General features: G+C 63.0%; 22 protein-coding genes. 12 read left to right on the forward strand and 10 right to left on the reverse strand.

Annotation, left to right across the window (positions count from 1 at the left end; genetic code table 11):
* Nucleotides 1-27: 27 nt before the first annotated feature.
* The gene (locus LHFGNBLO_RS11655) at nucleotides 28-1,560 is read right to left on the reverse strand and encodes a sensor histidine kinase (RefSeq protein WP_258607114.1); all 1,533 of its coding nucleotides are present in this window, start codon (nucleotides 1,558-1,560) and stop codon (nucleotides 28-30) included.
* Between the two features lie 151 nt (nucleotides 1,561-1,711).
* Here LHFGNBLO_RS11655 and LHFGNBLO_RS11660 point away from each other — a divergent pair, with 151 nt between their 5' ends.
* Nucleotides 1,712-1,888, forward strand: a complete 177-nt coding sequence (locus tag LHFGNBLO_RS11660) for a hypothetical protein (protein ID WP_258607116.1) — start codon at nucleotides 1,712-1,714, stop codon at nucleotides 1,886-1,888.
* 26 nt (nucleotides 1,889-1,914) lie between these two features.
* On the opposite strand, the gene LHFGNBLO_RS11665 is transcribed toward LHFGNBLO_RS11660, so the two are convergent.
* Nucleotides 1,915-2,835: a diacylglycerol/lipid kinase family protein gene (locus LHFGNBLO_RS11665; protein WP_258607118.1), complete on the reverse strand. Its 921-nt coding sequence runs from the start codon at nucleotides 2,833-2,835 to the stop codon at nucleotides 1,915-1,917.
* A gap of 273 nt (nucleotides 2,836-3,108) precedes the next feature.
* Here LHFGNBLO_RS11665 and LHFGNBLO_RS11670 point away from each other — a divergent pair, with 273 nt between their 5' ends.
* On the forward strand, nucleotides 3,109-4,446 hold the full coding sequence (locus tag LHFGNBLO_RS11670) for a PRC-barrel domain-containing protein (RefSeq protein ID WP_258607119.1): 1,338 nt from the start codon (nucleotides 3,109-3,111) through the stop codon (nucleotides 4,444-4,446).
* Between the two features lie 59 nt (nucleotides 4,447-4,505).
* On the opposite strand, the gene LHFGNBLO_RS11675 is transcribed toward LHFGNBLO_RS11670, so the two are convergent.
* A complete protein-coding gene (locus tag LHFGNBLO_RS11675) occupies nucleotides 4,506-6,083 on the reverse strand; it encodes an alkaline phosphatase family protein (RefSeq protein ID WP_258607129.1) in 1,578 nt (525 codons plus the stop codon).
* A gap of 232 nt (nucleotides 6,084-6,315) precedes the next feature.
* Here LHFGNBLO_RS11675 and LHFGNBLO_RS11680 point away from each other — a divergent pair, with 232 nt between their 5' ends.
* The 4 genes from LHFGNBLO_RS11680 to LHFGNBLO_RS11695 all read left to right on the forward strand — a co-directional run bounded on the left by LHFGNBLO_RS11680 (nucleotide 6,316) and on the right by LHFGNBLO_RS11695 (nucleotide 9,410).
* Entirely contained in the window at nucleotides 6,316-7,248 is a 933-nt protein-coding gene (locus tag LHFGNBLO_RS11680) for a VOC family protein (RefSeq protein WP_258607136.1), read from the forward strand.
* A 10-nt stretch (nucleotides 7,249-7,258) separates the two neighbouring features.
* A complete protein-coding gene (locus LHFGNBLO_RS11685) occupies nucleotides 7,259-7,882 on the forward strand; it encodes an alpha/beta hydrolase (protein WP_258607137.1) in 624 nt (207 codons plus the stop codon).
* 3 nt (nucleotides 7,883-7,885) lie between these two features.
* The gene (locus LHFGNBLO_RS11690) at nucleotides 7,886-8,185 is read left to right on the forward strand and encodes a GNAT family N-acetyltransferase (protein ID WP_258607138.1); all 300 of its coding nucleotides are present in this window, start codon (nucleotides 7,886-7,888) and stop codon (nucleotides 8,183-8,185) included.
* Nucleotides 8,186-8,351: 166 nt separating this feature from the next.
* Nucleotides 8,352-9,410: a dipeptidase gene (locus LHFGNBLO_RS11695; protein ID WP_258607139.1), complete on the forward strand. Its 1,059-nt coding sequence runs from the start codon at nucleotides 8,352-8,354 to the stop codon at nucleotides 9,408-9,410.
* Between the two features lie 8 nt (nucleotides 9,411-9,418).
* On the opposite strand, the gene LHFGNBLO_RS11700 is transcribed toward LHFGNBLO_RS11695, so the two are convergent.
* The 4 genes from LHFGNBLO_RS11700 to LHFGNBLO_RS11715 are packed head-to-tail and all read right to left on the reverse strand — an operon-like array spanning nucleotide 9,419 to nucleotide 14,098.
* Nucleotides 9,419-9,664, reverse strand: coding sequence for a hypothetical protein (locus LHFGNBLO_RS11700; RefSeq protein WP_258607140.1), 246 nt, complete (start codon nucleotides 9,662-9,664; stop codon nucleotides 9,419-9,421).
* 2 nt (nucleotides 9,665-9,666) lie between these two features.
* Entirely contained in the window at nucleotides 9,667-10,926 is a 1,260-nt protein-coding gene (locus tag LHFGNBLO_RS11705; protein WP_258607141.1) for an aminomethyltransferase family protein, read from the reverse strand.
* A 3-nt stretch (nucleotides 10,927-10,929) separates the two neighbouring features.
* Nucleotides 10,930-12,492 (reverse strand): phytoene desaturase family protein, encoded by a 1,563-nt coding sequence (locus LHFGNBLO_RS11710; protein WP_258607142.1) that lies wholly within the window; start codon nucleotides 12,490-12,492, stop codon nucleotides 10,930-10,932.
* Nucleotides 12,479-14,098 carry a phytoene desaturase family protein gene (locus LHFGNBLO_RS11715; protein ID WP_258607143.1) on the reverse strand — a complete coding sequence of 540 codons (1,620 nt, stop codon included), beginning with the start codon at nucleotides 14,096-14,098 and terminating at the stop codon, nucleotides 12,479-12,481. The genes LHFGNBLO_RS11710 and LHFGNBLO_RS11715 overlap by 14 nt, the downstream gene beginning before the upstream one ends.
* A gap of 199 nt (nucleotides 14,099-14,297) precedes the next feature.
* Between LHFGNBLO_RS11715 and LHFGNBLO_RS11720 the strand changes: the two genes are divergently transcribed.
* From LHFGNBLO_RS11720 to LHFGNBLO_RS11740, 5 genes are all read left to right on the forward strand, one after another.
* Nucleotides 14,298-15,098, forward strand: a complete 801-nt coding sequence (locus LHFGNBLO_RS11720) for a class I SAM-dependent methyltransferase (RefSeq protein WP_258607144.1) — start codon at nucleotides 14,298-14,300, stop codon at nucleotides 15,096-15,098.
* A 6-nt stretch (nucleotides 15,099-15,104) separates the two neighbouring features.
* Nucleotides 15,105-15,821, forward strand: a complete 717-nt coding sequence (gene betI, locus LHFGNBLO_RS11725) for a transcriptional regulator BetI (protein WP_413774675.1) — start codon at nucleotides 15,105-15,107, stop codon at nucleotides 15,819-15,821.
* A 31-nt stretch (nucleotides 15,822-15,852) separates the two neighbouring features.
* A complete protein-coding gene (locus LHFGNBLO_RS11730; RefSeq protein WP_258607147.1) occupies nucleotides 15,853-16,932 on the forward strand; it encodes an ABC transporter substrate-binding protein in 1,080 nt (359 codons plus the stop codon).
* Between the two features lie 112 nt (nucleotides 16,933-17,044).
* Nucleotides 17,045-18,121, forward strand: coding sequence for an extracellular solute-binding protein (locus tag LHFGNBLO_RS11735; protein ID WP_258607149.1), 1,077 nt, complete (start codon nucleotides 17,045-17,047; stop codon nucleotides 18,119-18,121).
* Nucleotides 18,118-19,428, forward strand: a complete 1,311-nt coding sequence (locus tag LHFGNBLO_RS11740; protein WP_258607151.1) for a flavin monoamine oxidase family protein — start codon at nucleotides 18,118-18,120, stop codon at nucleotides 19,426-19,428. Before LHFGNBLO_RS11735 ends, LHFGNBLO_RS11740 begins: the two co-directional genes overlap by 4 nt.
* Here LHFGNBLO_RS11740 and LHFGNBLO_RS11745 read toward each other — a convergent pair.
* Genes LHFGNBLO_RS11745 through LHFGNBLO_RS11755 form a run of 3 tightly spaced genes read right to left on the reverse strand, consistent with a single transcriptional unit; the run spans nucleotide 19,392 to nucleotide 22,241 of the window.
* Entirely contained in the window at nucleotides 19,392-20,465 is a 1,074-nt protein-coding gene (locus LHFGNBLO_RS11745; RefSeq protein ID WP_258607153.1) for an ABC transporter ATP-binding protein, read from the reverse strand. The two genes, LHFGNBLO_RS11740 and LHFGNBLO_RS11745, sit on opposite strands and share 37 nt — an antisense overlap.
* Before the next feature lie 37 nt (nucleotides 20,466-20,502).
* Nucleotides 20,503-21,327: an ABC transporter permease gene (locus LHFGNBLO_RS11750; protein WP_258607155.1), complete on the reverse strand. Its 825-nt coding sequence runs from the start codon at nucleotides 21,325-21,327 to the stop codon at nucleotides 20,503-20,505.
* Nucleotides 21,324-22,241, reverse strand: coding sequence for an ABC transporter permease (locus LHFGNBLO_RS11755; RefSeq protein ID WP_258607156.1), 918 nt, complete (start codon nucleotides 22,239-22,241; stop codon nucleotides 21,324-21,326). Before LHFGNBLO_RS11755 ends, LHFGNBLO_RS11750 begins: the two co-directional genes overlap by 4 nt.
* Before the next feature lie 269 nt (nucleotides 22,242-22,510).
* Between LHFGNBLO_RS11755 and LHFGNBLO_RS11760 the strand changes: the two genes are divergently transcribed.
* Nucleotides 22,511-23,929 (forward strand): aminotransferase, encoded by a 1,419-nt coding sequence (locus LHFGNBLO_RS11760; RefSeq protein WP_258607157.1) that lies wholly within the window; start codon nucleotides 22,511-22,513, stop codon nucleotides 23,927-23,929.
* The last annotated feature ends 208 nt before the right edge of the window (nucleotides 23,930-24,137 follow it).

The raw sequence follows: 24,137 nt of genomic DNA on the forward strand, positions 1-24,137 counted from the left end.
TGACCTTCAGTTCGGGATCATGGTCGGTCACTTCGACAGGTCTTCCAGAGGCATCGATATTTCGGCGAACACTCCCTCGGGGCGGAATTCGTGGGTCACCTCGCTGGAGATGACCTTGGCCAGGCTGCGCCGGATCAGGATCGAGCCGAAGCCGTGACGTTCAGGTGAAGCGACCTGCGGGCCGCCGCTTTCGCGCCAGGTCAGTATCAAGCGCCGCGCGCCTTTCTTGCCTTGTGTCTTCCAGTCGAGATCGACCTTCCCCGAAGCCACCGACAGCGATCCGTATTGCAGCGCGTTGCTGGCCAATTCATGCAGGATCAGGCCGAGCCCCAATGCCTGGTCGGGCGAAAGCAGGAGGTCGGCGCCGGTGATCGCCATGCGCGGCTGCGAGGCGGAGTCGAACGGTTTCACCTCGATCTGCACGAGTTCGCGAATACCGATGCCGCGCCATTCGCGATCTGACAATAGATTGTGGGCGGCGCCCAACGCCTGCAACCTGGCGCCGAAAGCTTCGAGGAATTCGCTTGGCTGGCGGGCATGGCGAACGGTCTGCGTCGCCAGCGCTTGGACGGTCGCCAGTGTGTTCTTGACGCGATGGTTCAGCTCGCGCAGCAACAGCCGTTGCCGCTCGTCACCGAGCTTGCGTTCGGTGATGTCGTAGTTGACGCCGAAGATCAGCGTCGGCTTGCCCTCTCCATCGCGCTCGATGACACGGCCGCGCGTGGCAATCCATCGCGGCGGATTGAAGCCTTTGACGCGATACTCGCCGAAATAGTCGTCGCTGCCGGTCAGGGCATCGCGGAAGCGCGTCTCGGTCTGGTAGACGTCGCGCGGGTCGATGGCGCCAAGAATGTCGCGTGCACGCAGCCGGTTCGAGGTCGGCAGGTTGAACAGCTCGGGCAACAGGACATCGCATTCAATCATGTCGGTGCGGATATCCCATGCCCAGCTGGCGAGCGAGGCGGCATCGAGCGCAATGGCACGGCGCTTTTCCTCGCGCACCAGCGCTGCCTCGGCGATGGCGCCGCTGCGGGTGGCGTCCTTCAGCGCGAACAGGCTGGCGGCGAGGCCGGCCAGGGCCTTCAGCTGATCGAGTTGGGCAGGAGACGGAGTTGCGTGCGGCTTTCGATCGAGCACGCACACCGTGCCGATCCGGGCGCCGGCCACCACCATCGGTGCTCCGGCATAGAAGCGGATATGATGCTCGCCAGTAACCAGCGGATTGCCTGAAAAGCGCGGGTCGACACTTGCATTGGTCACCACCATAGGCTCGTCACCGGCAGCGATCGCATGCGCGCAAAAAGATATCTCGGTGGCGATTTCGGTCTCGTTCAGGCCGACACAGGATTTGAACCATTGCCGCTCGACATCGAGCAGCGTGACCAGCGCGATAGGCACTTGCATCAACGCAGCGGCAAGACTGCCAATGCGATCGAAATCGGGCTCTGCCATCGTGTCGAATGCGTCAAGACCGTGAAGCACCGCAAGCCGGTCCTGCGCCCTGACCGCGCGACGTACGTCGACCGGCAGACCCGGTGCCTTCCGTACCTTGTTATCCACCAAGCCCCCAAAGCCTTGCCTGCGTTCTTCCCCCACCGCGCCACCGGTTCGCCGATGCCCTCAGGATCCGGAACTTTTGTAATGGGCAATCGTTACCCGACCATGTTCTGCCGGACACGCCAGCCGGTGCCAAACGATATGTAGGCCGACCATGGTCAAGATCATTCCTGGAAACAAAGCCCGTCAGGGAGGGTGGGGGCGACATGGCCTTCGAATTCTGATTGCTGCGCTGCTTCTGATATTCGTCGCCTGGGGCATCGCCGAAATCTATGGCGAGATGATCGACACCAACACACCCGCCGACCAGGGGCAGACACCCGACAGCTAGTGCTTGCGGCTTCATGACGCCAGGCATCACGCGGCCTTGGCGTGTGCGGCACGCGCCGGCACCAGCACGTTCAGCGCGCCCGGATGGATTTCGATGATCGTTTCCCGATCAAGCCTAACCAGTTCGCCATCGATGACGGCGCGGAATTTCTTGGCTGCCGAATGGATTTTCAGGATTGCCCTGTCGGCCTGATGAATCTCGACATGCTCGTTGTCGCGCCATTTGCCTCGCGCCACGTTGAAGAAGAATTTCATCAGCTCGCTGCGCTGCCGCGCCACAGTGACATAGATGCCGAGTACACCGCCGGCCGGATTGTCGGCATAGGGCAGATGGCCCTCGCCAAAAAGATTGTTGGTGATACCGATGCCGGTGATGCGCGTCTGGATCTCGGCTTTGCCGACGGTCAAAGTTACTCTCATTGCCGGCGGGTTTTTGATCGTCGCCCAGGCGGCCCGGACCGATGCGCGTATCTTTCCCAACCTCGAACCAAATTCCATGTTCTGGCGAAGCTGCACCATCCTGGCATGGATGCCGATCGAAAATTGATGGATGAAAGGCCGGCCGTTGGCGCTGGCCATGTCGACTGCGATGACCTGGCCGTCGGCGAATGATTTCAAGGCCGCGTCGAGGGTCTGCGGGATACCAAGCCCGCGGGCGAAAAGGTTCATGGTGCCCGCCGGCAGTATGGCCAAGGCCTTCTTGCCGTCCATCAGCCGAGCCGCGGCGGCCGAAATGGTGCCATCGCCGCCGCCGGCCAGCACGACGTCAACACCGCGCCGTGAAGCGACTGTGTCCAGCGTTGCGACGATGTCCCTGCCGGCGACGATGTCGATATCGATAGAATGACCGGCCGCTTCAAGCGTCTGGCGCATACGGTCGGAGAAAGCGGAAAGATCGGTCGTACGCAAGGTGCCGCCGTCCCGGTTCAGCACCGCTGCAAATCGCATGTCCACTCCGTATTCTCAGCAACCATCGGGCCGGGACAAGCCCAGCCAAAGGCTGAAACGGACCTACGGAAAAAAGGTTCCCGCAGGCGCCGCGAAATCTACTGCGATTTCACGGGGCGGGACGCCTCCGACTGGCAAAGTTGGGGACATGCATGGGTGCATTTTTGTCGGAACAACAGCGTGGTCACGACGTTGTGAACCTGTAGCAGATGCCGCGTCCGATGGTTCAACCGGGAGCGGCGTGCATGAGATCACGCACGAGGAGACACCATCATGATCCGCAATCTTTTAGCCACGACAGCACTCGCGACACTGATCGCAACCGGCGCCTGGGCGCAGACGGCAACGACCACGGCGCCTGCCGAGGCGCCCGCCGTCCAGGACGCCGCTCCGGCGGTTACGGTGCCGGCTGCCGAGGGCAGCATTGTCACCAACATCATCGGTGAATCGGTCTACAATGGCACTGGTGACGATGCCGAGAATATCGGCATGGTCAGCGACGTTGTCTTTGACGCAAGCGGCCAGGCGAAGTCCGTTGTGATTGGCGTCGGCGGCTTTCTCGGCATCGGCGCGAAGAACGTCGCTTTCGACTACGGCAAGCTGCAATGGGCCGAGAAGAATGGCGACCGCTGGCTGGTCGCCCAGACGACCAAGGAAGAGTTGACGGCTCAGCCGGACTTCGACAGCAAACCATACGGTCCGGCCCCGGCAGCGGCGACAGACGCAACCGCGCCGGCTGCCACCGACACTGCACAAAACGCACCACAGCAACCTGCCGACTTGAATGCCGCGCCGGCCGAACCTGTGGTCCGCGCCGACGGTAATCTCGCTACCAACATCGTCGGCGAAAGCGTTTACAATGGCGCCGGTGACGACGCGCAGACTATCGGCGACGTCAACGATATCGTCCTGACCAAGGACGGCAAAGCGCAATCGCTGATCATCGGCGTCGGCGGTTTCCTCGGCATGGGTGAAAAGAGCGTTGCCTATGATTTCGCCAAGGCCGAGTGGGCCGAGAAGAACGGCGACCGCTGGCTGGTGGCCAAGGCCACCAAGGAGGAGCTGCAGGGGCTGCCGGACTTCGATCGCAAGGCCTATGATCCGGCCCCGCCGACCACGGCATCCAACGACGTCGCGGCGCCAGCGCCAATGACTGTTGCCCCCGCTGATACGGCTGCGCCGGCACCGGCGGATAAGACCGCGGAGGCTCCCGCTGCGACGACGCCTGATGCGAAAGCCACCGACCCGACTGAAACAGCAGCGATCGACAAATCGACGCTGACTGAAATGCCGGTCGGCGAAATCCGCGGTGACGATCTGAAAGGCACGACCGTCTACGGCGCCAACGATGTCAAGGTCGGCGAGATCGGCGATGTCGTGCTGGCGCCCGACAGCAAGCCCGACGCGGTGATCGTCGATGTCGGCGGCTTCCTCGGCATAGGCGAGAAGGAAGTGGCGGTCGGCATGGACAATCTCAAATTCATGACCGACAAGGACGGCAAGAAGTACCTCTACACGGCCTTCACCAAGGAACAGCTCCAGGCACAGGCCGCCTATGACCAGGGCAGCTATGCCGAGAAGCGCGACGAGCAGCGTCTGCTCTTGCGGTAGTTAGTTTCAGCCACGAAAGGTCCGCGCCGCCACGGCGCGGACCTTTTATTAGGCGGCTATCACGTGCCGGAAAATGACAGGCCCGCGATATGGCCGGCAACGCCGTCCCCGGTCAGCTCTGCCAGCGCCAGCGACTGGTCGAGATGCTCGGCCCGCCAGGCGAGCAGCCCTTCGGCAAACTCCAGCCGCACCGCGAGATAGGCCGGATCGGTCGCTACATTGTTCAGCTCGCCCGGGTCCTTCACCAGGTCGAAAAGCAGCGGCGGCAGGCCCCCGCCGAAATGCACATATTTGAATTCTTGCGTGCGGATGACGGCGAGGTTGCACTGGCGCGAAGCGATACCGAAATGCCGCTCGGCGTCACCGTCGGCAATCGAGCGGAAATCGAACTCCCAATGCGCGGCGTCGCGCCAGGCTTGCGGCTTGCTGCCAAGCACAAACGGTTTCAATGAGCATCCGTCGAGATGCGGGGGCGGTTCCTCGCCAAGCAGGTCGAGCAAAGTTGGAAAAATGTCCACCGCCTCGGTGAAGTGGTCGATGCTGATACCGGCCGCCTTGCCGTGGCGCGGGTCGCGGATGATCAGCGGGATGTGGAAACTGCCGTCGAAGAAGCCGCCCTTGCCCAGCATGAAATGATCGCCCATCATCTCGGCATGGTCGGAGGTCAGGACGATGATGGTATCGTCCCACGCTCCCGCCGCCTTGACCGCTTGCCAGATGCGGCCGAGTTGCGCGTCGACCTCCGAGATCATGCCGTAATAGAGCGCGCGGATGCGGCGGAAATTGTCGTCACCCCAGTCGCGCACCTTGCCCTCAGTGCCGGGGCGGAATTTGGCCCGCTGTTGCCGGTCCATATCGTAACTGAGATAGGGATGGCTCTCCGCCTCGCCCTGCCAGCTACCGGAACGGCGGAAGGCTGGACCATCGGCCGGATCGTATCTGGTGTTGTAGGGCTCAGGCACGATGAAGGGTGGGTGCGGACTGAGGAAGGAGATGTGCGCGAACCACCGCGCTTCACGCTCCTGTTCGCCGAGCCAGCGGGTGAATTCGCCGGTCAGGAAAGCTGCTGGCGTTTCGTCCTTCGAATAGATCGGCGGTGCATTGGCAACCGGATTGGACTCGCTGCCGGCGACCTCGTCTACCGGGCGGTGGATGTCGGGAAAGCCGGCGCTGGCATTGACACCGCGCGCCTTGAGCCAGGACAGCCAGGGCTTCTGATGCTCGGGAAGAAGCTGTCGGACCGTAAACCCCGGCAGCACGCCTTCATAGGTTTTCAACCGGGGATCGCCGGGCGCCAGCGTGCGCGGATCAAGCGATACGTCGGTGTAGCCGAACAGCGTCGGATCATAGCCGAGGCTGCGTGCCTGGAGCGCGATGTTGTCATGGCGGGCATCGAGCGGTGTACCATTGCGGCAGACGCGGTTGTTCATCTGGTAGAGGCCGGTGTAGAGGCAAGCGCGCGCCGGCGAACACGGTGCTGCACCGCCATAGTGCTGTCGAAACAGCACGCCTTCGGCGGCCAACGCATCGGCATTCGGTGTCTTCACCACAGGGTGACCGGCAACCGACAGGCAGTCGCCACGCCACTGGTCGCACGTGATCAGAAGAACATTCGGGCGTCTGTTTTTGTCAGCCAATCGCGGTATCCTCATCCCATCCGGCCCCCAGAAGCGCGCCGCTCATGGAGCCGAATTTTGACGGCGATGCAAGCCTGACGGATTTGCCAAATAGTGAACAAAAGATGCGACATTGTTCACTATTAAAGTACAGTCTATTCTGCGTTTGCCGCCTTTGCCTGGGGCGGTCGCGTTCTCATATTGGCGTGGACAGCGGCAAGGGCCGCACAAGCACCAAGGAAGGAGCAGGAAAATGCTCGACCAGATCAAGGGCCTGCATCACGTCACCTCGATGGCCAGGGATGCGCGCCAGAACAATGAATTCTTCACAAGGAAACTCGGCCTGCGCCGGGTCAAGAAGACCGTCAATTTCGATGCGCCGGATGTCTACCACCTCTACTATGCCGACGAGCTCGGCACGCCCGGTTCGGTGATGACCTATTTTCCGTTCCCGAACATCGGCAAGGGTCGTCACGGCGTCGGCGAAGTCGGCACTACGGTCTACTCGGTGCCCGAAGGCACGCTCGCCTATTGGGAAAAACGGTTTGCCGACGAGGGCGTCGCGGGGTTGTCCCGTGAGGAGACATTCGGTGAAAAGCGGCTTGCCTTCGCCGGTCCGGACGGTGACGGCTTTGCGCTGGTCGAAGATAAGGCGGACACCAGAGCACCATGGGTGAAAGGCGGCATCCCCTCCGACCAGGCGATCCGCGGCTTTCACTCGGTATCGCTACGGCTGAAGGACGGCGGCGCCACCGAAGAGCTGTTGAAGTTCATGGGCTATGAGGAGATCGACCGGTCGGGAAGCGTCAGCCGGCTGGCGGTCAAGAACGGCAACGGCGCCGATGTCGTCGATATCGACTCGCTGCCGGGTGTCGGCTTTGCCAATCTCGGCGCCGGCTCCGTCCACCATGTCGCCTTCGCCGTCGAGAACCGCGCCAAACAGCTCGAAGTGCGCAAGGCGCTGATGGACACAGGCTATCAGGTGACACCGGTGATCGACCGCGACTATTTCTGGGCGATCTATTTCCGTACGCCCGGCGGCGTTCTGTTCGAAGTCGCCACCAACGAGCCGGGCTTCGACCGCGACGAGGATACAGCCCATCTCGGCGAGGCGCTCAAGCTGCCGTCACAGCACCAGCATCTGAGGCCCTATCTCGAACAACATCTGCAGAAGCTGGAAGATTGAGGATCAGGTCATGAGCAAGGACGCTTACATCCACAAAGTGCTGCCCGGTTCGCCCGGCGGCCCGCTGCTCTTTGTCTTCCACGGCACCGGGGCAGACGAGAGCCAGCTTCTGTCGCTGGGGCGCGATCTGGCGCCGCAAGCAACCATCATCTCGCCGCGCGGCGATGTTTCGGAACAAGGTGCTGCGCGCTTCTTTCGCCGCACCGGCGAGGGCGTCTACGATATGGACGACCTGGCGCGGGCGACGGAAAAGATGGCGGACTTCGTCAAGGCGCATGTCGAGGCGGCAAAGCCGTCGTCGGTGCTCGGCCTCGGCTATTCCAACGGTGCCAACATATTGGCCTCTGTGGTGTTTGCAGGGCCGGCATTGTTCGACGCGGTGGTGCTGATGCATCCGCTGATCCCGTTCGAGCCGGAAGTGAAGGGCAGTCTCGCCGGCCGCCGCATCCTGATCACCGCCGGCAAGCGTGACCCGATCTGCCCGCCGAACCTGACGACGCGGCTTGAGGTCTATTTGCGTGCCGATGGCGCCGATGTCACAGTGGAATGGCATGAGGGTGGCCACGAAGTGCGGCCAAACGAGATCGAAGCGGCGCGGCGGTTCTTCGCCGCCGTGCCGGTTGAAGGAGCCTGAGCGATGCCTGACCAATTGCCGGAAATCGAACTCGAGGATCGCGGTTCCAAGGGCCGCTATGTCCTACGCGGGCCCGATGGTGCAGAGGCGGAGATGACCTTCACCAAGATCGGCGAACACCAGATCATCATCGATCACACCGAGGTGCCGGATGTGTTTCGCGGCCAGGGCGCGGGACTTCGCCTCGTCACCCGCGCCGTCGAGGATGCGCGCGCGGCAGGCAAGAAGATCATCCCGCTCTGTCCGTTCGCCAATGCCCAGTTCCGCCGCCACAGCGAATGGGCCGATGTGCTGAAACAGTAGGTTCAATTCGCGCACCTTGGCGCTCGGATGCCGGTGGAGAGCGGACAGCCACAAAGGGGTAACGTCTCTGGCATTTGCGCAGCTCGCGCATCTTGCCTAATTAGACGTATCGCCTACGGACTGGCTGTCCGTCTCCGGCCCACCACTTGAAATGAATGGCTCCCTGATGACCGAATCCGATCTCGTCCCCGTCTTCGACGGCCACAACGACACGCTGCTCAGGCTCTATCAGGCGAAAGACACCGATGTCGAAAAGCTGTTCATCGAGGGGACGCAGGGCGGCCATATCGACCTGCCGCGCGCCAGGAAGGGCGGCTTTGCCGGCGGCATGTTTGCGATCTTCCCGCCGCCGGTCGAGAAATCGAAGCGCACCGCGGTGCCACCGGCCCCAAGCGACAACGAGCCGTTGCCGCCCGAGCTTCCCCGCGCCGATGCGCTCGCTTCCACCATCGCCATGGCCTCGATCCTGTACAGGCTGGAGCGGGCTTCGGCGCTCACCGTTTGCCGCAGCGCCGGTGACGTGCGCAACGCCATGGCGAAAGGGTCGATCGCTGCGGTGTTCCACATCGAAGGCGTCGAGGCGATCGATCCCGAGCTCACCCTGCTCGACGTGCTGCACGCCGCCGGCTTGCGCTCGCTCGGCATCGTCTGGAGTCGTCCGAACGCCTTCGGCAATGGCGTGCCGTTCCGCTTCCCGTCATCGCCCGATACCGGGCCCGGCCTCACCGATGCCGGCAAGGCATTGGTGAAAGCCTGCAACCAACTCAAGATCATGATCGACCTCTCGCATCTCAACGAGAAGGGCTTTCGCGATGTCGCTGCGATCAGCGACGCGCCGCTGGTCGCCACGCATTCCAACGTGCATGCGATCTGCGGCCATTCGCGCAACCTCACCGACTGGCAGCTCGGCGCGATCCGCGAGTCCGGCGGCATGGTCGGGCTGAACTTTGCCACCGGCTTCCTGCGCGAAGACGGCAGGATGAACGCCGATACCAGCCTCGACATCATGGTGCGCCACGTCGATTCGCTGCTGCAGGCGCTGGGCGAGGGCGGCGTCGGGCTGGGCTCGGATTTCGACGGCGCCATGATCCCGGCCGTCATCGGAGACGTGGCCGGCCTGCCGAAGCTGATCGATGCGCTTGCCGCGCGCGGCTTTGGGCGCGCGCTGATCGAGAAGATCGCCTACCGCAATTGGCTCGGCATGCTGGAAAAGACGATTGGGTAGAGCCGACGCTATTCGAAACCCATACGCTTCAACCAGTACTGGCCGACGCCGCGATCGCGGACGATCGGCAATGGGTTTTCTGAATCCAGCCGCGCGCAGATGCGATAGACCTCAAGCGTTTCGGCACTCATCTCGCCGCGCTTGTAGAAGAACATGGCGGCAGCATAGCGCGTGCGGCCCGACCATTTTTCGCCGAGCGGCGTGTTGACCAGCTCCCACTGCTCGGCGGCTTCGCGTTCGGCCTCGTCGGTCATGGTCAGAAATCCGCCGGCGGATTGGCGGTGCGGCGGTCGAGCTTGATGAATGGCCGCGCCACCACCTTGGCCCGCTTCATCAGCTTTTGGTACTGCAGCTCGCGCATGGCGTAGATCTCGACCCAGAGGTCTTCAACAATGGTATCACCGTATGGCCGCACCAGCGAGGCAATGGCGATGTTGCGCTTGGCCATCGGCGACCACATGGCGGCGCTGACCAGCCCGACCTCCTGGCTTTTCTTGTAGTAGACGATGGCGTGTTCGGCGGGGATGTTGCCTTCGATCTCCAGCCCGACCAGCACATGCCGCAGCTTGCGTTTTGCACGGGCTTCGAGGATGGCGCGGCGGCCGTTGAAATGGCCCTTTTCCAGGTCGATCATGAAGCCGAGACCGATCTCGTCCGGCATGCGCAGGCGGTCGGCGCGGATGGCATGCTCGGAGGTGGTGAAATCTGCATTGGCGACGATCAGCCCAGCCTCCAGCCGGGCGCGATTCAAGGCCGTGTAGCCGATGGCGCGGATGCCGCGCAATTCGCCCGCCGCCATCAGCCGGTCCCACAGGCTCAGCGCTTTGCCCGAGGGCACGAACAGTTCGTAGCCGAGATCGCCGGTGAAGCCGGTACGCGAGATGGTGACGGTACCGCCGTCATGCGGAAACTCGGCAAGGTCGAACACCCGGAGTTTTTCGACGCCGGCGAAGCCGGCATCGCGCAGCAAGGCGAATGACGTCGGCCCTTGCAATGCCAGACCGGCGACGGCCTCGGTTTCTTCCTCTACGACCACGTCGAAGCCGATGGCGCTGTCGAGCAGCCAGGGCAGATGCCGCTCCTGCGAACACAGCCGGAACCGTGTCGGCGACAGGCGGAACAGCGTGCCGTCATCGAGGACGAAACCCTCATCGTCGCACCAGGCGGTGTAATGGACGCGGCCGGGTTTGAGCTTCGCCACATCGCGCAGCGTGACCCGGTTGAGGAAGGCCTCGGCGTCCGGACCCTCGATGCGGTATTTGGTCATCGGCGAGATGTCGAACAAAGCGGCCTGGCTGCGGATGGCGAAATATTCGAGCTCCTCGTCCCACAGCGAATGCGGGGCTCGGTAGCCGGCCCAATTGTACCAGTCCTGGGTCCTGGCCAGCGCGTCGATGCGCGGCTGGAACGGCGTGCCGAGCCGCAAGGTGCGGAAATGCGATTGCGCCGCGATGCGAGCGGGGACGATCGGGCTCGTCTTTGCCGCGCTGGGTTTCTTCCTGGTCGCTTGCGCCATGGCCTATCCCTTCATCGCGATGATGCGCTTGGCGGCGTTCAAGCCGGGTGCGCCGGAGACGCCGCCGCCCGGATGCGAGCCGGCGCCGGCCAGGAACAGCCCTTCGATCGGCGTGTCGTAGCCCGACCAGCCGGATACGGGCCGCGACATCAGCATCTGATCGGCCTGCAGTTCGCCGTGGTGCCAGTGACCGCCGGGCATCCGGTAGCGCGTCTCGATGTCGGCCGGCGTCAGCAGTTCGGCATGACGCACGCTCTTGCCGATCCCCGGTGCATAGGCCTCGAGCTGAGCCATGATCGCCCCAAGGAATTTCGGCTTGCCGGCGCTCCAGCCCTCTTTCAGCGCATAGGGCGCGTATTGCACGACGGCCGAAAGCACGCAGGCGCCAGCGGGCGCGAGCGACGGATCGGCGATGCTGGGCAACGTGATCTCCATCACCGGCTCAGGCGAGAACTCGCCATATTTCGACGGGTTGAAGGCACGCTCGACGTGGTCGGGCGAGGGCGCGATGACGAGACGGCCCTTGTGGCCGGCGGCATCGACGCCAGTAAATTGCGGCGGCCCGTCAAGCGCCAGATTGAGCTTGGCCGCATCGCCTTTCATGCGGATGTTTTTCACCTTGCGAACGAAGCCGGTGTCGATCTCGCGCGGCCCGACAAGGTCGAGGATGGTGGTCGCCGGATTGATGGTGGAGACGATCGCCCTGGCGCGCAGCGCCTCGCCGCTGTCGAGGGCGACGCCGACGGCGCGGCCTTTATCGACGATGATCTCTGCCACCGGCGTCGCCGTGCGGATGGTGACGCCGGCCTGCTCCGCCGATGCACGGATGGCGCCGATGACTGCGCCCATACCGCCTTTCGGCAGGATCTGTGCGCCGGCAGCGCCGCCGGTCTCGCCCGCCAGCCGATAGTAGAGGCCGAGCAGCGAGGTCGGCGAGTGGGGGCCGAGATGGCTGCCGAGAGTCGCATCGAAGGCAAGCAGGCCCTTAAGCCTGATATCGGCAAGCTGCTCGTCGAGCAGGTCGGCGACGTTCATCAACAGCACGCGCAGGAAATCGCGCATGTCTTCCTTGCCGAGCTTCTTCAGCGCCAGCGCGGTCTGGCCGAGCGCCGCCGTCTCGGCGAGTGATATGCCTCCGAGATCGGGCGGGCGACGTGCGAGGAACGGCTTCAGTATACCGGCATAGCGCAACAGCTGGGCACGCAGTTCCTTCCAAGCGGAGTGCTCAGAGGGACTGGCGCCGGTCAGCACCTCGCCATAGGCGCCATGCAGCACAAGTGGCGGGCCGTCCTTCGTCAGCGCGACCGACGGCACGAAGCCGCGCGTCATCTCCAGCCCGTGCTTTTCCAGCTCCAGCGTTTTCACCACATCGGGATGCAGACGGTTCAGCACATGGGCGATTGAGGAGACCCGAAAGCCTGGTGCGAATTCCTCGGTGCGCGCGGCGCCACCGACATCGCCGGCGGCTTCCAATACCAGCACCTTGCGGCCGCTCTTTGCCAACGCGGCCGCGGCGACGAGGCCGTTGTGGCCGCCGCCGATTATGATGGCATCAAATGACGTCATGGGCGGGGCTCATATGGGAGGTTGACTTGGCGAGGTCGCGCAGGATTTCGGCCGCGGCATTGCGGCCCGGTGCGCCCATGACGCCGCCGCCGGGATGGGTCGAGGAACCGCACATATAGAGCCCACCCACTGGCGAGCGGTATTGCGCGTAACCCGGCACGGGACGGTTGAACAGCAGCTGATCGAAGGTCAGCTCGCCCTGGAAGATGTTGCCTTCGGTGAGGCCGACCTCGGCCTCGATCTCGCGCGGCGTGCGCACCTCCATGTGGACGATGCGGTCGCGGAAGCCGGGCGAGTAGTCGGCGATCTGCGCAATCACGCTCTCGGCAAAGCCGTCGCGATCGGCGTCGGTCCAGTCGTGGCCGTTCACCTTCGGCGGCGCGTACTGCACGAAGCAGCTCATGAAATGCTTGCCTGATGGAGCCATGGTCGGGTCGAGCGTCGTCGGGATCACCATGTCGAGGAAGGGGTCTGCCGACCAGCGCCCGACCTTCCAGTCGTCATAGGCGCGCTCCATGCGCTCCATCGAATCGGTGAAATGCATGTCGCCGCGATAGACCGGCGAATCCTTCGGCAGCGCCGGGAATTCGGGCAATGAATCGAGCGCGATGTTGACCTTGCCGGACGAGCCGCGGATCTTGAAGTTCTTCACCCGGCGCAGGAAGATTTCGGGCAGTTCCTTTTCCTCGACCAGCTTGAGGAAGGTTCGCTTCACGTCGGCGTTGGAGACGACCAGCTTGCCGTAGATCTCCTCGCCACCGGCCAGCACCACGCCTTTGGCCTTGCCGCGCCGGATCAACACATGGTCGACCTCGGCGCCGGTGCGGATGGTGCCGCCCGAGGCCTGGAAGGAAGCGGCGAGCGCCTTGGTGACGGCGCCCATGCCGCCGCGCGCATAGCCCCAGGCGCCGACCGAGCCGTCGACCTCGCCCATATAGTGGTGCAGCAGCACATAGGCGGTGCCCGGCGACATGGGCCCGAGCGCCGTGCCGATGATGCCGGACAGCGCGAAATTCGCCTTGATGACATCGGTCTCGAAGTATTCGTCGAGGAATTCCGAGATCGACATGGTCCAGAAGCGCAGCGTCAGTGCCATTTCCTCGGCCGAAAGACCGGCGAACTTCCTGCCGAGATACAGCAGTTCTCCGATGTCGCGCGGCCGAAAGCTGGTCGGATCGGGTGCGGTGCGCATCAGTAGCGGCTGGATGAAGCGGCACTGCCGCGTCACGTCGCGGGCGTAGCGGTCATAGGCCTCGGCATCGCGCTTCGAGAAGCGGGCGAACTCGCGGCGGTGGGCGTCATGGTCGCGGTAGTTGGCGAGGTAATCGCCGTCGCGGGTAAACACCGCGCCGCCCTCATAGGAGATCACCTGCAGGCCGAAGCGCGGCAGTTCGAGGTCGCGCATGATCTCGGGGCGAAACAGCGAACAGACATAGGAGCAGTTGGAGTAGAGAAAGCCGGGCGTCAATTCCCTGCTGGTGGCGGCACCGCCGACCCAGTCGTTCTTCTCGACCACCAGCACATCGAGCCCGGCGCGCTGCAGATAGCAGGCATTGACTAGCCCGTTGTGACCGCCGCCGATAATGATCGCGTCCCAAGCCTTCATCCGCGCCCAGCCTTCATTGTGCTCGACCCTTCATTTTTGTGTGATCGCTCCCCGAATGCGCGGAATTTGGCACGGCAACGGCCAATCTGTCCAGCCATTCTGAATGAATGTTCAACAAATGATGTTGCGTTTTCCCTTTTATGCGCTAGGCTTTGCCAGCATTCCGACGTGGACTTTCGAGGGTTGGGACTGAGGTCTGATGATCGAAACGGCAGATGCCGAGCCGGAGTATGACGACGCTGCCATCCGCTTCCTCGAGGCGCTGTGGGGCGACGGCTATCTGTCGCCGGGCGGGCCAGACGAGGTCGACCGAGTCGTCGAAGGCCTCGCGCTCAAGGGCAAGACGATCCTCGACATTGGCTGCGGCTCGGGCGGCATCACGCTGCATCTGATCGAGCGTCATGGCGCAGCGCACGCCACCGGTTTCGATGTCGAGCGGCCGGTGATCGACACGGCCAGGTCGCGGGCTGTGGCACGCGGGCTCGGCGACCGCGCCAGTTTTGTCCAGGCACCGCCAGGGCCGCTGCCTTTTGCCGGCGGTGCCTTCGATGCCGTCTTTTCCAAGGACGCGCTGTTGCATGTGCGCGACAAGGACGCCATGTTCGCCGAGATCTTCCGCGTGCTGAAGCCGGGCGGCGCCTTTGCGGCGTCGAACTGGATGATCTCGCATGACGGTGAACCGTCGCCGGAGATGAAGGCCTATATCGCGGCGGAAGGGCTGTCCTTCGCCATGGCATCGCCTACACGCTATGCGCAGGCGATGCGCCGGGCCGGCTTTGCCGATGTCACCGTGCGCGACCGCAACCCCTGGTATCGCGACGTCGCGCGCGACGAGTTGAACCGCCTCAAAGGCCCGCTCTATTCGACGGTCGCGGCTGTGGTCGGGGCAGCTTATGTCGACAAGAACATACGAACCTGGGAAGCCATGCAGAAGGTGCTTGACAGCGGTGAACACCGTCCCACTCATCTTCGCGGGTGGAAGCCGGATGCGATTGGCTAGCCGGCGATGCTGGAGACCATCACGCCCATGAAGACAGCAGAGGCCAGGGAAGCCCTCCTTGAAGCAGCGCAGAAAAACGAATCCGAAAAACGCGGCCGCAAGGCGTCGAAGGAGGTCCGGCAGCTTCAGCTGATCGAGGCGACGATCGATTCGCTGGCCAAGCGCGGCTATGCGGAGACAACGATGGCCGATGTCGCCGACGGCGCGGGGCTATCGCGCGGCATCGTCAACTTCCATTTCGAGAGCAAGGAAAAGCTGCTCGTCGCTACCTTGCAGTACATGTATGACGAGTATTCGGCGCACTGGCGCAGCGCCCTGCAGAAGGCGGGCGATGATCCCGCCCGCCAATTGCGGGCTCTGGTCGCCGCTGATTTCGACCGCTCGATCTGCAACAAGCGCAAGCTGGCCGCCTGGTGCGCCTTCTGGGGCGAGGCCAAGTCGCGTCCGACCTATCAGGCGTTGTGCGGCGCGCGCGACGCGGCCTATCAGAACATCTTCATCGACCTCTGCGCGACGCTGAAACAGAGCGGTGGCTATGCCTATGAGCCGCAAGTCATGGCGCTGGCGCTCAGCGCCATGCTGGAGGGCCTGTGGCTGCGGTTGATGATGGGGACCGAAGACGTCACCCGCGAGACCGCGCTGCAGGCGGCAAACGAATTCCTGTCGGCGGCATTTCCGAACCACTATCCGTGGGCAACAGCCGGCGGTCCCAAGCCGGCATGAAACAATCGAAGATAAAGAGGATGGAACGTCAATGAAAATGACCCGACGCCTGACACTGACACTGGCACTGACTGGCGCGCTGGCCGCTTCGGCGGCAGCGTTGGCGGTTGCCGCCGACAAGGACCTGATCGTGTTCGACTGGTCCGGTTATGAGGATCCCAGCTTCCATCCGAAATATGTCGAGAAGAACGGCGACTCGCCGACCTTCACCTTCTTCGGCGACGAGGAAGAGGCGTTCCAAAAAGTCCGCTCCGGCTTCAAGGCCGATCTCGGCCATCCCTGTTCGCAAAGCGTGGTGAAATGGCGTGAGGCGGGACTGCTGCAGCCGCTCGACACGTCGAAGATCACCGGCTGGAAAGACCTCAATCCCGGCATCATGGCGATGAAGAATCTGGCCACCACCGAAGACGGCAAGGCCTGGTTCATGCCGTGGGACTGGGGCAACACGCAGCTTACCTACAACTCCGACAAGATCGACGCCAAGGACGTGCAGTCGCTGAAGGCCTTTGCCGATCCCAAGTTCCAGGGCCGGGTTTCGATCGGCGACAATGTCGACGATGCCTATGCGCTGGCCTCGCTGGCGATCGGGGTCAAGGACTGGACCAAGATGACGGACGACCAGTTCAAGCAGGCATCCGACTTCCTGCGCGAGGTGCACAAGAATGTGCGCACCTATTGGACCGATACCACCGACATCGTCCAGGCGATGAGCGGCGGCGAGGTCGATCTCGCCTGGGCGTGGAACGACGCGACGGTGCAGGCGGTGGCTGCCGGCGCGCCGATCAAGGCCAAGAAGGACACCGACGAGGGCATTTCGACCTGGGTCTGCGGCTATGTGCTGTTCAAGGACGCGCCGGGCAATGTCGACAAAGCCTATGACTTTCTGAACGCGGTCGACGATCCGGAAATCGCCAAGGTGCTGGTCAAGGACTGGGGCTATGGCCAGGCCAACGCCAAGGGCATGGCCGGTGTCGACCAGGCCATACTGAAGGAAAAGGGCTACGACGACGTGGAGAAATTCGTCGACAAGACGCTGTTCCAGGCGCCGGTTCCGTCGGATCTCAAGCTCAAGATGATCGCCGAATTCGAGAAGATCAAAGCTGGCTATTGACCTCTGTTTCGCCTGGCTTGTCTGCCTGCCGATATGGCGGGCGGACGGGCTCGCCAAAGTCCCGGAATTTTCCTAACGTCGCATCGTCTCCCGTGATGAGGAGTTTCGCGCCATGAATTCCATGCTTCGCCGCATTGTCCTTGCCGCCGCTTGCACGATTGGCGCCGGTGCGGTTTACGCGCTACCCGAAAGCGGTGGCGACCTCGTCGTGTTCGACTGGTCGGGCTATGAGGATCCGTTGCTTCATCCCGCTTACGCCGCCAAATACGGCACGGAACCGACCTTCGCTTTCTTCGGCGATGAGGACGAAGCCTTCCAGAAGATGCGGGCCGGCTTCAAGACCGATATCGCCCATCCTTGCTCGCAAAGCGTGGTGAAGTGGCGCGAGGCCGGCATGCTGCAGCCGCTCGACACCAGCCGCATCACCGGCTGGAAGGACCTCAATGCCGGCATCATGGCGATGAAGGATCTCGCCACCACCGCCGACGGCAAGGCCTGGTTCATGCCGTTCGACTGGGGCAACACGTCGCTGCTCTATCGCACCGACACAGTGTCGCCGGAACAGGCGCAGTCGCTGAGGATTTTTGCCGATCCGAAATTCAAGGGGCGCGTCACCATCGGCGACAATGTCGACGACGCCTATGCGCTGGCGAGCCTGGTCATCGGCCTCAAGGACTGGACCAGGATGACCGATGCACAGTTCAAGGAGGCATCGGCTTTCCTGCGCGACGTGCACAAGAACATCCGCTTCTACTGGACCGATGACACCGACATCAACCAGGCCTTCTCCGGCAATGAGGTCGACCTCGCCTGGGGCTGGAACGAGACCTTCGTCACGCTCAAGGGCCAGGGCGTGCCGATCGCCATGAACCGCGACACCAAGGAAGGCATATCCACCTGGGTGTGCGGCTATGTGCTGATGAAGGATGCGCCGGGGCATCTCGACCAGGCCTATGATTTCCTGAGCTCGGTCAACGCGCCCGGTGTCTCGGACTATATGGTCAAGACATTCGGTTACGGACACGGCAACGGCGCCGGCATGGCGGCGATCGATTCCAAGATCCTGACTGAGCGCGGTTTCGACAATCTCGACAGGTTCCTCGACAAGACATTGTTCCAGCAGCCGGTGGCGCCGGAGCTCAAGCAGCGGATGATCGACGAATTCGAGAAGATCAAGGCCGGCTATTGAAGAGCGGGGACGAGACAACCGATGTCGTCATTGTCGGCGCCGGCTTCACTGGCCTGTCGGCGGCGCTCGAGCTGAAGAAAGCCGGCATCGATTTTCTGCTGCTAGAAGCGCGCGACCGTGTCGGTGGGCGCGTAGAGTCCAGACACAACAGGCTTGGTGAGCGCATCGACAGCGGCGGCCAGTTTCTGTGCGAAGATATGCCCGAGCTGATGGCGCTTGTGCACGCGCGCGGCAAGACGCTGGTCGAAGCCCATATCGAAGGCGAGTTCGTGGCGCAGCCGCAGATGAGCGGCATGCAAGCCGAGCGAACCTATCTCGCCTCGATGGCGATCCGCGATCGGATGAACATGATCGCCCCTGACGATCCAGCCATTGCCGGTTTGACGGTCGCCGCATGGCTCGATGGCCAGAATGACGCCGACGAGGTCAAGGCGGTCTTCCGATCGATGATCGAGGGCCTGTGGTGCCAGGCGCTGGAAAAGATGCCGCTGTGGCACCTGATCGACAATGACCGCCGGATCACCAACGAAGTGTCGGAACTGCAGTATTTCGTCCGCGAAACCATGCACTCGCTGGCCGACGATCTGGCGCGCGATCTCGGCGACCGGGTACGCTTGAATGTGCCGGTCACAGCGATCGAGCATGGGCCGGGAGGGGTTCGTGTTGCGTCAGTGGCGGGCGCCATCGAAGCCCAGACGGTGTTGATCGCCGTGCCGCCGATGATGGCCTCGAAGCTGGATTTCGCGCCGCCCTTGCCGATGCCCCTGAGGAGCGCGCTCGACGTCTGGGAAAGCGGCGCGGTGATCAAGGTGCTGGTGCGCTATGGCAAGGCGTTCTGGCGCGCCAGGGGGTTGAGCGGCATGGTGATGTGGCGCGATCTGCCGGGCCTGTTTGCATGCGACGTCAGCAAGGACGACGATCATGCCGCGCTGGTGGTTTTCGTCGGCGGGCCGCTGGCCCTGCGCTGGCGTGACCTGGGCGATGCGGCGTTGCGCGCCGAGCTGACGGCAAGGCTGGCGGAAGCGCTCGGCACCGAGGCCGCCGGCATTCTCGATCTCAGCTATCGCGACTGGACGCATGATCGCTGGAGCGGCGGCGCCTATAGCGACCTCATCACCGATGTGACGGCCGTCGACGCCGAGCCGACAATCCTGGCCGGTTCACCGCCAATGTATTTTGCTGCGTCGGAACTGTCGCCGTCATTTCCCGGCTATATCGAAGGCGCCATCGTCGCCGGGCGCTTCGCCGCGCGAAGGATCATCGCCGAGCTTCAGTCCGCCATCGCCACCAAAGCCTCGGGGTCGTAGGCGAGGCGGATCGAGGTGCCGACCGGGATGTCGTCGGCGCCGAAATCGTTGGTTTCGGTCACCGACAGCGGTTTTTCCAGCCCCGGTATCTCGACGATCAAATGGGTGATCTCGCCGAAATAATGGCGCTCGACCACCTTGCCGGCGACCTCGAATTTGGCCGTCGCATTGTCCCATAGCACACGCAGTCGCTCTGGCCGGATGCCCAGCGTCGCTGCGCCGCCATTGCGGACGAACACTTTGGGTTTGTCCGTTTTGATCCGGCCGAAGCCGAGCGTGTCGACGACCAGCGATGCGCCGTTCTCCTCGACGATTTGGGCCTTGACGAAATTCATGCCGCCGAGAAAGTCGGCCACCTGGCGGTTGACTGGCCGTTGGTAAATTTCCTTGGGCGAGGCGACCTGCGCGATCCTGCCGCCGAACATCACCGCGATGCGGTCGGACATGGCCAGCGCCTCATACTGGTCGTGGGTGACCAGGACGAAGGTGATGCCGACGGCTTGTTGCAGTCGGCGCAATTCGACCTGCATCTGTTCGCGCAGCTTCTTGTCCAGCGCCGACAGCGGCTCGTCAAGCAAAAGCACCTTGGGGCGCATCACCAGCGCCCGAGCCAAGGCGACGCGCTGCCGCTGGCCGCCGGAAAGCTCGGTGGCGAGACGCTTGCCGAGGCCGCTCAGGGAAACTTGCGCCAGTGCTTCCTCGACGCGACGCTTTTCCTCCGATCCCTCCAGCCTCAGCCGCTTCAGCCCATAGGCAACGTTCTGCTCGACATTGAGATGCGGGAAGATGGCATAGCTCTGGAACACCATGTTGGTCGGCCGGCGATTGGCCGGGATGCCTTCCATCGACTGGCCGCCGACCGAGATCGAACCGGTGGTCGTATTGTCGAAGCCGGCAATCATGCGCAACAGCGTGGTCTTGCCGCAGCCGGACGGGCCGAGCAGCGAGAAGAACTCGCCCTCCTTTATGATCAGCGAGGCGTCGTCCAGCGCCTTGAACGCACCGTAGCTGCGGGTAACGCTCTTGATCTCGATCATTGGTCGCTCGGATTGGAGCCGTTCGGCTTGGGGCCGCTCAGGCATAAAGGCCTCCCTCGTTCTGGGTGCGTTTTGCCGCGCGGCGGCGCAGGATTTCGGCGACGGTCATCAGCAGGAAGGAGGCAATCAGCAAAAGCGTGCCCAGCGCCAGCACGCCAGGCAGCTTCGCCGCAAAGCGCAACTGGCCCCAGATGTAGATCGGCAGCGTCGTCTCGGTGCCGGTGAGGAAGAAGGAGATGACGAATTCATCCAGCGAAATGGTGAAACAGACAAGCAGGCTGGAAATGATGGCCGGCGCCACCATCGGCAGCGTCACGCGTCGAAAAGTGCCGAAGGCACTTTCGCCGAGGTCAGCGGAGGCTTCTTCCAGACTGCGGTCGAAACCTTCGAAGCCGGAGGTGAGTACCGTCATCGAATAGGGAATGCAGACCAGGACATGGCCGAGCACCACGGTGAACAGCGACAGGCTCAAACCCAGTTGCAGCATCACCAAAAGCATGGAGATGGCGACGATGATTTCCGGCAGCACCAGCGGCGCCATGATCAGGCCGTTGATGGCGCGGCGGCCGGGATAGCGGTAGCGGGTTATCGAGCGGGCGGCGAGGATGCCAAGAACGGTAGCCAGGATGGAGGCCGACACACCGACGATCAGGCTGTTCCAGGCGGCGTCGAGCAGTGCCGGGGTGCGCGGCAGGTCCTGATACCATTTGAGCGTGAAGCCGGAGAGCGGAAATTTCGGCGTCGCGGAGGTGTTGAGCGAGAAGATCGGCAGGAAGATTACCGGCAGATAGAGGAAGACGACGTAGAGAAACGCATAGGTCGACAGCCAGCCACTGGCCAGGAAACGCCGCGCCGCTGTCATCGCGCCAGCCTCTGGGCGGCGCGGATGATCAGCACGGTGGCGCCCGCCATCAGTGTCACGATCAGCATGGTGGTGACGGAAAGTGCCGCGCCCAGCGGCCAGTTGGACGCCTTGCCGAACTGCGCCTGGATGGCGTTGGCGATCATGACGCCGTCCTTGCCGCCGACAAGCTTCGGCGTGACATAGTCGCCGACCGTCGGGATCATGACGATCAGCGCCGCCGAGATGATGCCGGGTACCGACAAGGGCAGCGTGACGCGCAGGAAGGAGCGCAAGGGTCCGTCGCCGAGGTCCTTGGCCGCCTCGACCAGCGTCCGGTCGATCTTTTCCAGCGAGACGAAGATCGGCAGGATGGCGAACGCCGCCCAGGCGTGGGTCAGCGTGATGATGACTGCGGTCGAATTGTAAAGCAGCGCGGTCGACGGCTCGTCAATGACGCCAAGGCCCATCAGGCCGGAATTGAGCACGCCGTTGTAGCCGAGGATGACCTTCCACGACATCACGCGCAGCAGGTAGCTGGTCCAGAACGGGATGGTGATGAGGAACAGCCACAGGCTCTTGTGGCGGCCGCCGTGGAACGAGATGAAGTAGGCGATCGGGTAGGCGAGCACCACCGTGAAGAAGCTCACCGTCAGCGAGATGTAGAGCGAGCGCCACAAGAGGTCGCGATAGATCGGTTCGGTCAGCGCGACCCGGTAGTTTTCCAGCGTGAAGGTGTGGTCGATGGTGAGGTAGTTCTGGGTCCAGAAAGAGTGGGCGATGACCACCAGGATCGGCGCCACCAGAAGGATAAGTGCATAGAGGAAAGTCGGGCTGATCAGGGCCAAGCCCTGGACGGGTTCGGACTGCAGAAGGGCGTTTCGCTTGGCCCGCGTCATGCGCAACGGGGGCGCCCCTTCAGCCGCCGCCGTCATTGCAGGGCTCCTGGCGTGATTGCGGTTGCTGGCTCGAACTGTCCCGCCATGCGGTTCCCATTGTCTAGAACAGGCTCTGGCGCCGGCCATTCCCCATGCTTGCCGGCTTTCTTTTATCATGCGCGCATCCGTGGATTGAAATCAAGCGCTAATTCTGCAATATTGATTGAACGGACATTCAAAATGAAGTGAAGAAAGGCTGCTTTTCTGCCGCTTGGCGCTTCGATTCGTGTCCGACGAAAATTACTCCGAAATGATGCGAGGCGAAGATGGCGGCTGCAAGAGATTTGAGGGCGACTGAAACGGCTGGGGCTGGCACCGAGGATGCCGTCGAACTGGCCAAGCGCCATCTCGTCCAGCCCTGGCCGTTCGCCGGCTCGGTCGGCGCCGAGGCGCGTGCGCTGATCGGCGAGGGCGACGGCATCTACATCACTGACGCTTCAGGCAAAAGGCTGATCGACGGGCCGGCCGGCATGTGGTGCATCAATGTCGGCCACCGCCGCGAGGAACTGGCCAAGGTGATGTACGACCAGGCGATGACGCTGTCCTACAATACCCCTTGGTACACGATGAACGCGCCGTCGGCGGAACTTGCCATGCGCATCGCCGGCCATGCGCCGGGCGATCTCAGCCATGTCTTCTTCACCACCGGCGGCTCTTCCGCCGTAGAGACAGCGCTGCGGTTCATGCAGTTCTACAACAATGTGCGGGGACGGCCGGAAAAGAAGCTGATCCTGAGCCGGGGCGGCGCCTATCATGGCTCGACCTATCTGTCGGCCTCGCTCAACGGACGTCCACGCGACCGCGACTGGATGGACGGCGCCGACGATCTGGTCGTCAAACTGTCCTCGCCCGATCCGTTCCGCCGGCCGAAAGACATGAGCATTGCCGCCTTCACCGATTTCCTGGTCGATCAATTCCGCGATACGGTTGCCCGCGTCGGCGCCGACAAGATAGGCGCTTTCGTCGGCGAACCGGTGCAGGCATCGGGTGGCGTCATCGTGCCACCGGACGGCTATCTCAAGCGCATCCGCGAGATCTGCCGCGACAACGACATCCTCTATGTCTCCGACGAGGTGGTGACCGCCTTCGGCCGGCTTGGCCATGTCTTTGCTTCCGGCGAGGTGTTCGGCATCGATCCGGACATGATCACGTTCGCCAAGGGCGTGACGTCAGGCTATTTTCCGCTCGGCGGCGTCATCATCTCTGAACGGCTGCTGACGGAAATACGCCGCTCCAACCATCCGGACGCCATGTTCGGTCACGGCCTGACCTACACCAGCCACCCGGTCGGCTGCGCGGTGGCGCTGAAGAACCTCGACATCCTCGAAGAAGGCGTGCTCGCCCATACACGCGCGGTCGCGCCCTATTTCCAGGCGCAACTGAAGACGCTGGAGGAATTGCCACTGGTCGGCGAGGTGCGCGGCATGGGGTTGATGGGTTGCGTCGAATGTGTCGCCGACCGTGAAAGCAGGGATCCGCTGCAGTTGGACAAGGATGTAGGCAAACGCATCGATGCGCATTGCCATGAACTCGGCCTGCTGGTCCGGCCGCTGATCAACATGTGCGTGATGTCGCCGCCGTTGATCATCTCGCGAGAGCAGATCGACGATATCGTCGCGATCCTGCGCGAAGGCATTTCGCGGACAATGGACGATCTGCGCCGGGAAGGCGTGTGGCGGGGGTGAGCAACGTCCGGCTTCGGTCGGCAAAGAGCCAACGATTCGGCCTTTTTGAGTTGCGAACACCCGGAGCCAGCGGAGGGCATGGCAGCGATGCTGCTTAGTGCCAGGCCATAAATCTGATGGGTGGACGGCTTGCCAGAGTCCGCTATCCCGACCAAATTCCGATTGGGCGTCCGTCAAGGCACCCGCCGCGCTGCTGCTTCGATGAGAT

The sequence above is a fragment of the Mesorhizobium sp. AR10 genome, from assembly GCF_024746795.1.
GTDB lineage: Bacteria > Pseudomonadota > Alphaproteobacteria > Rhizobiales > Rhizobiaceae > Mesorhizobium.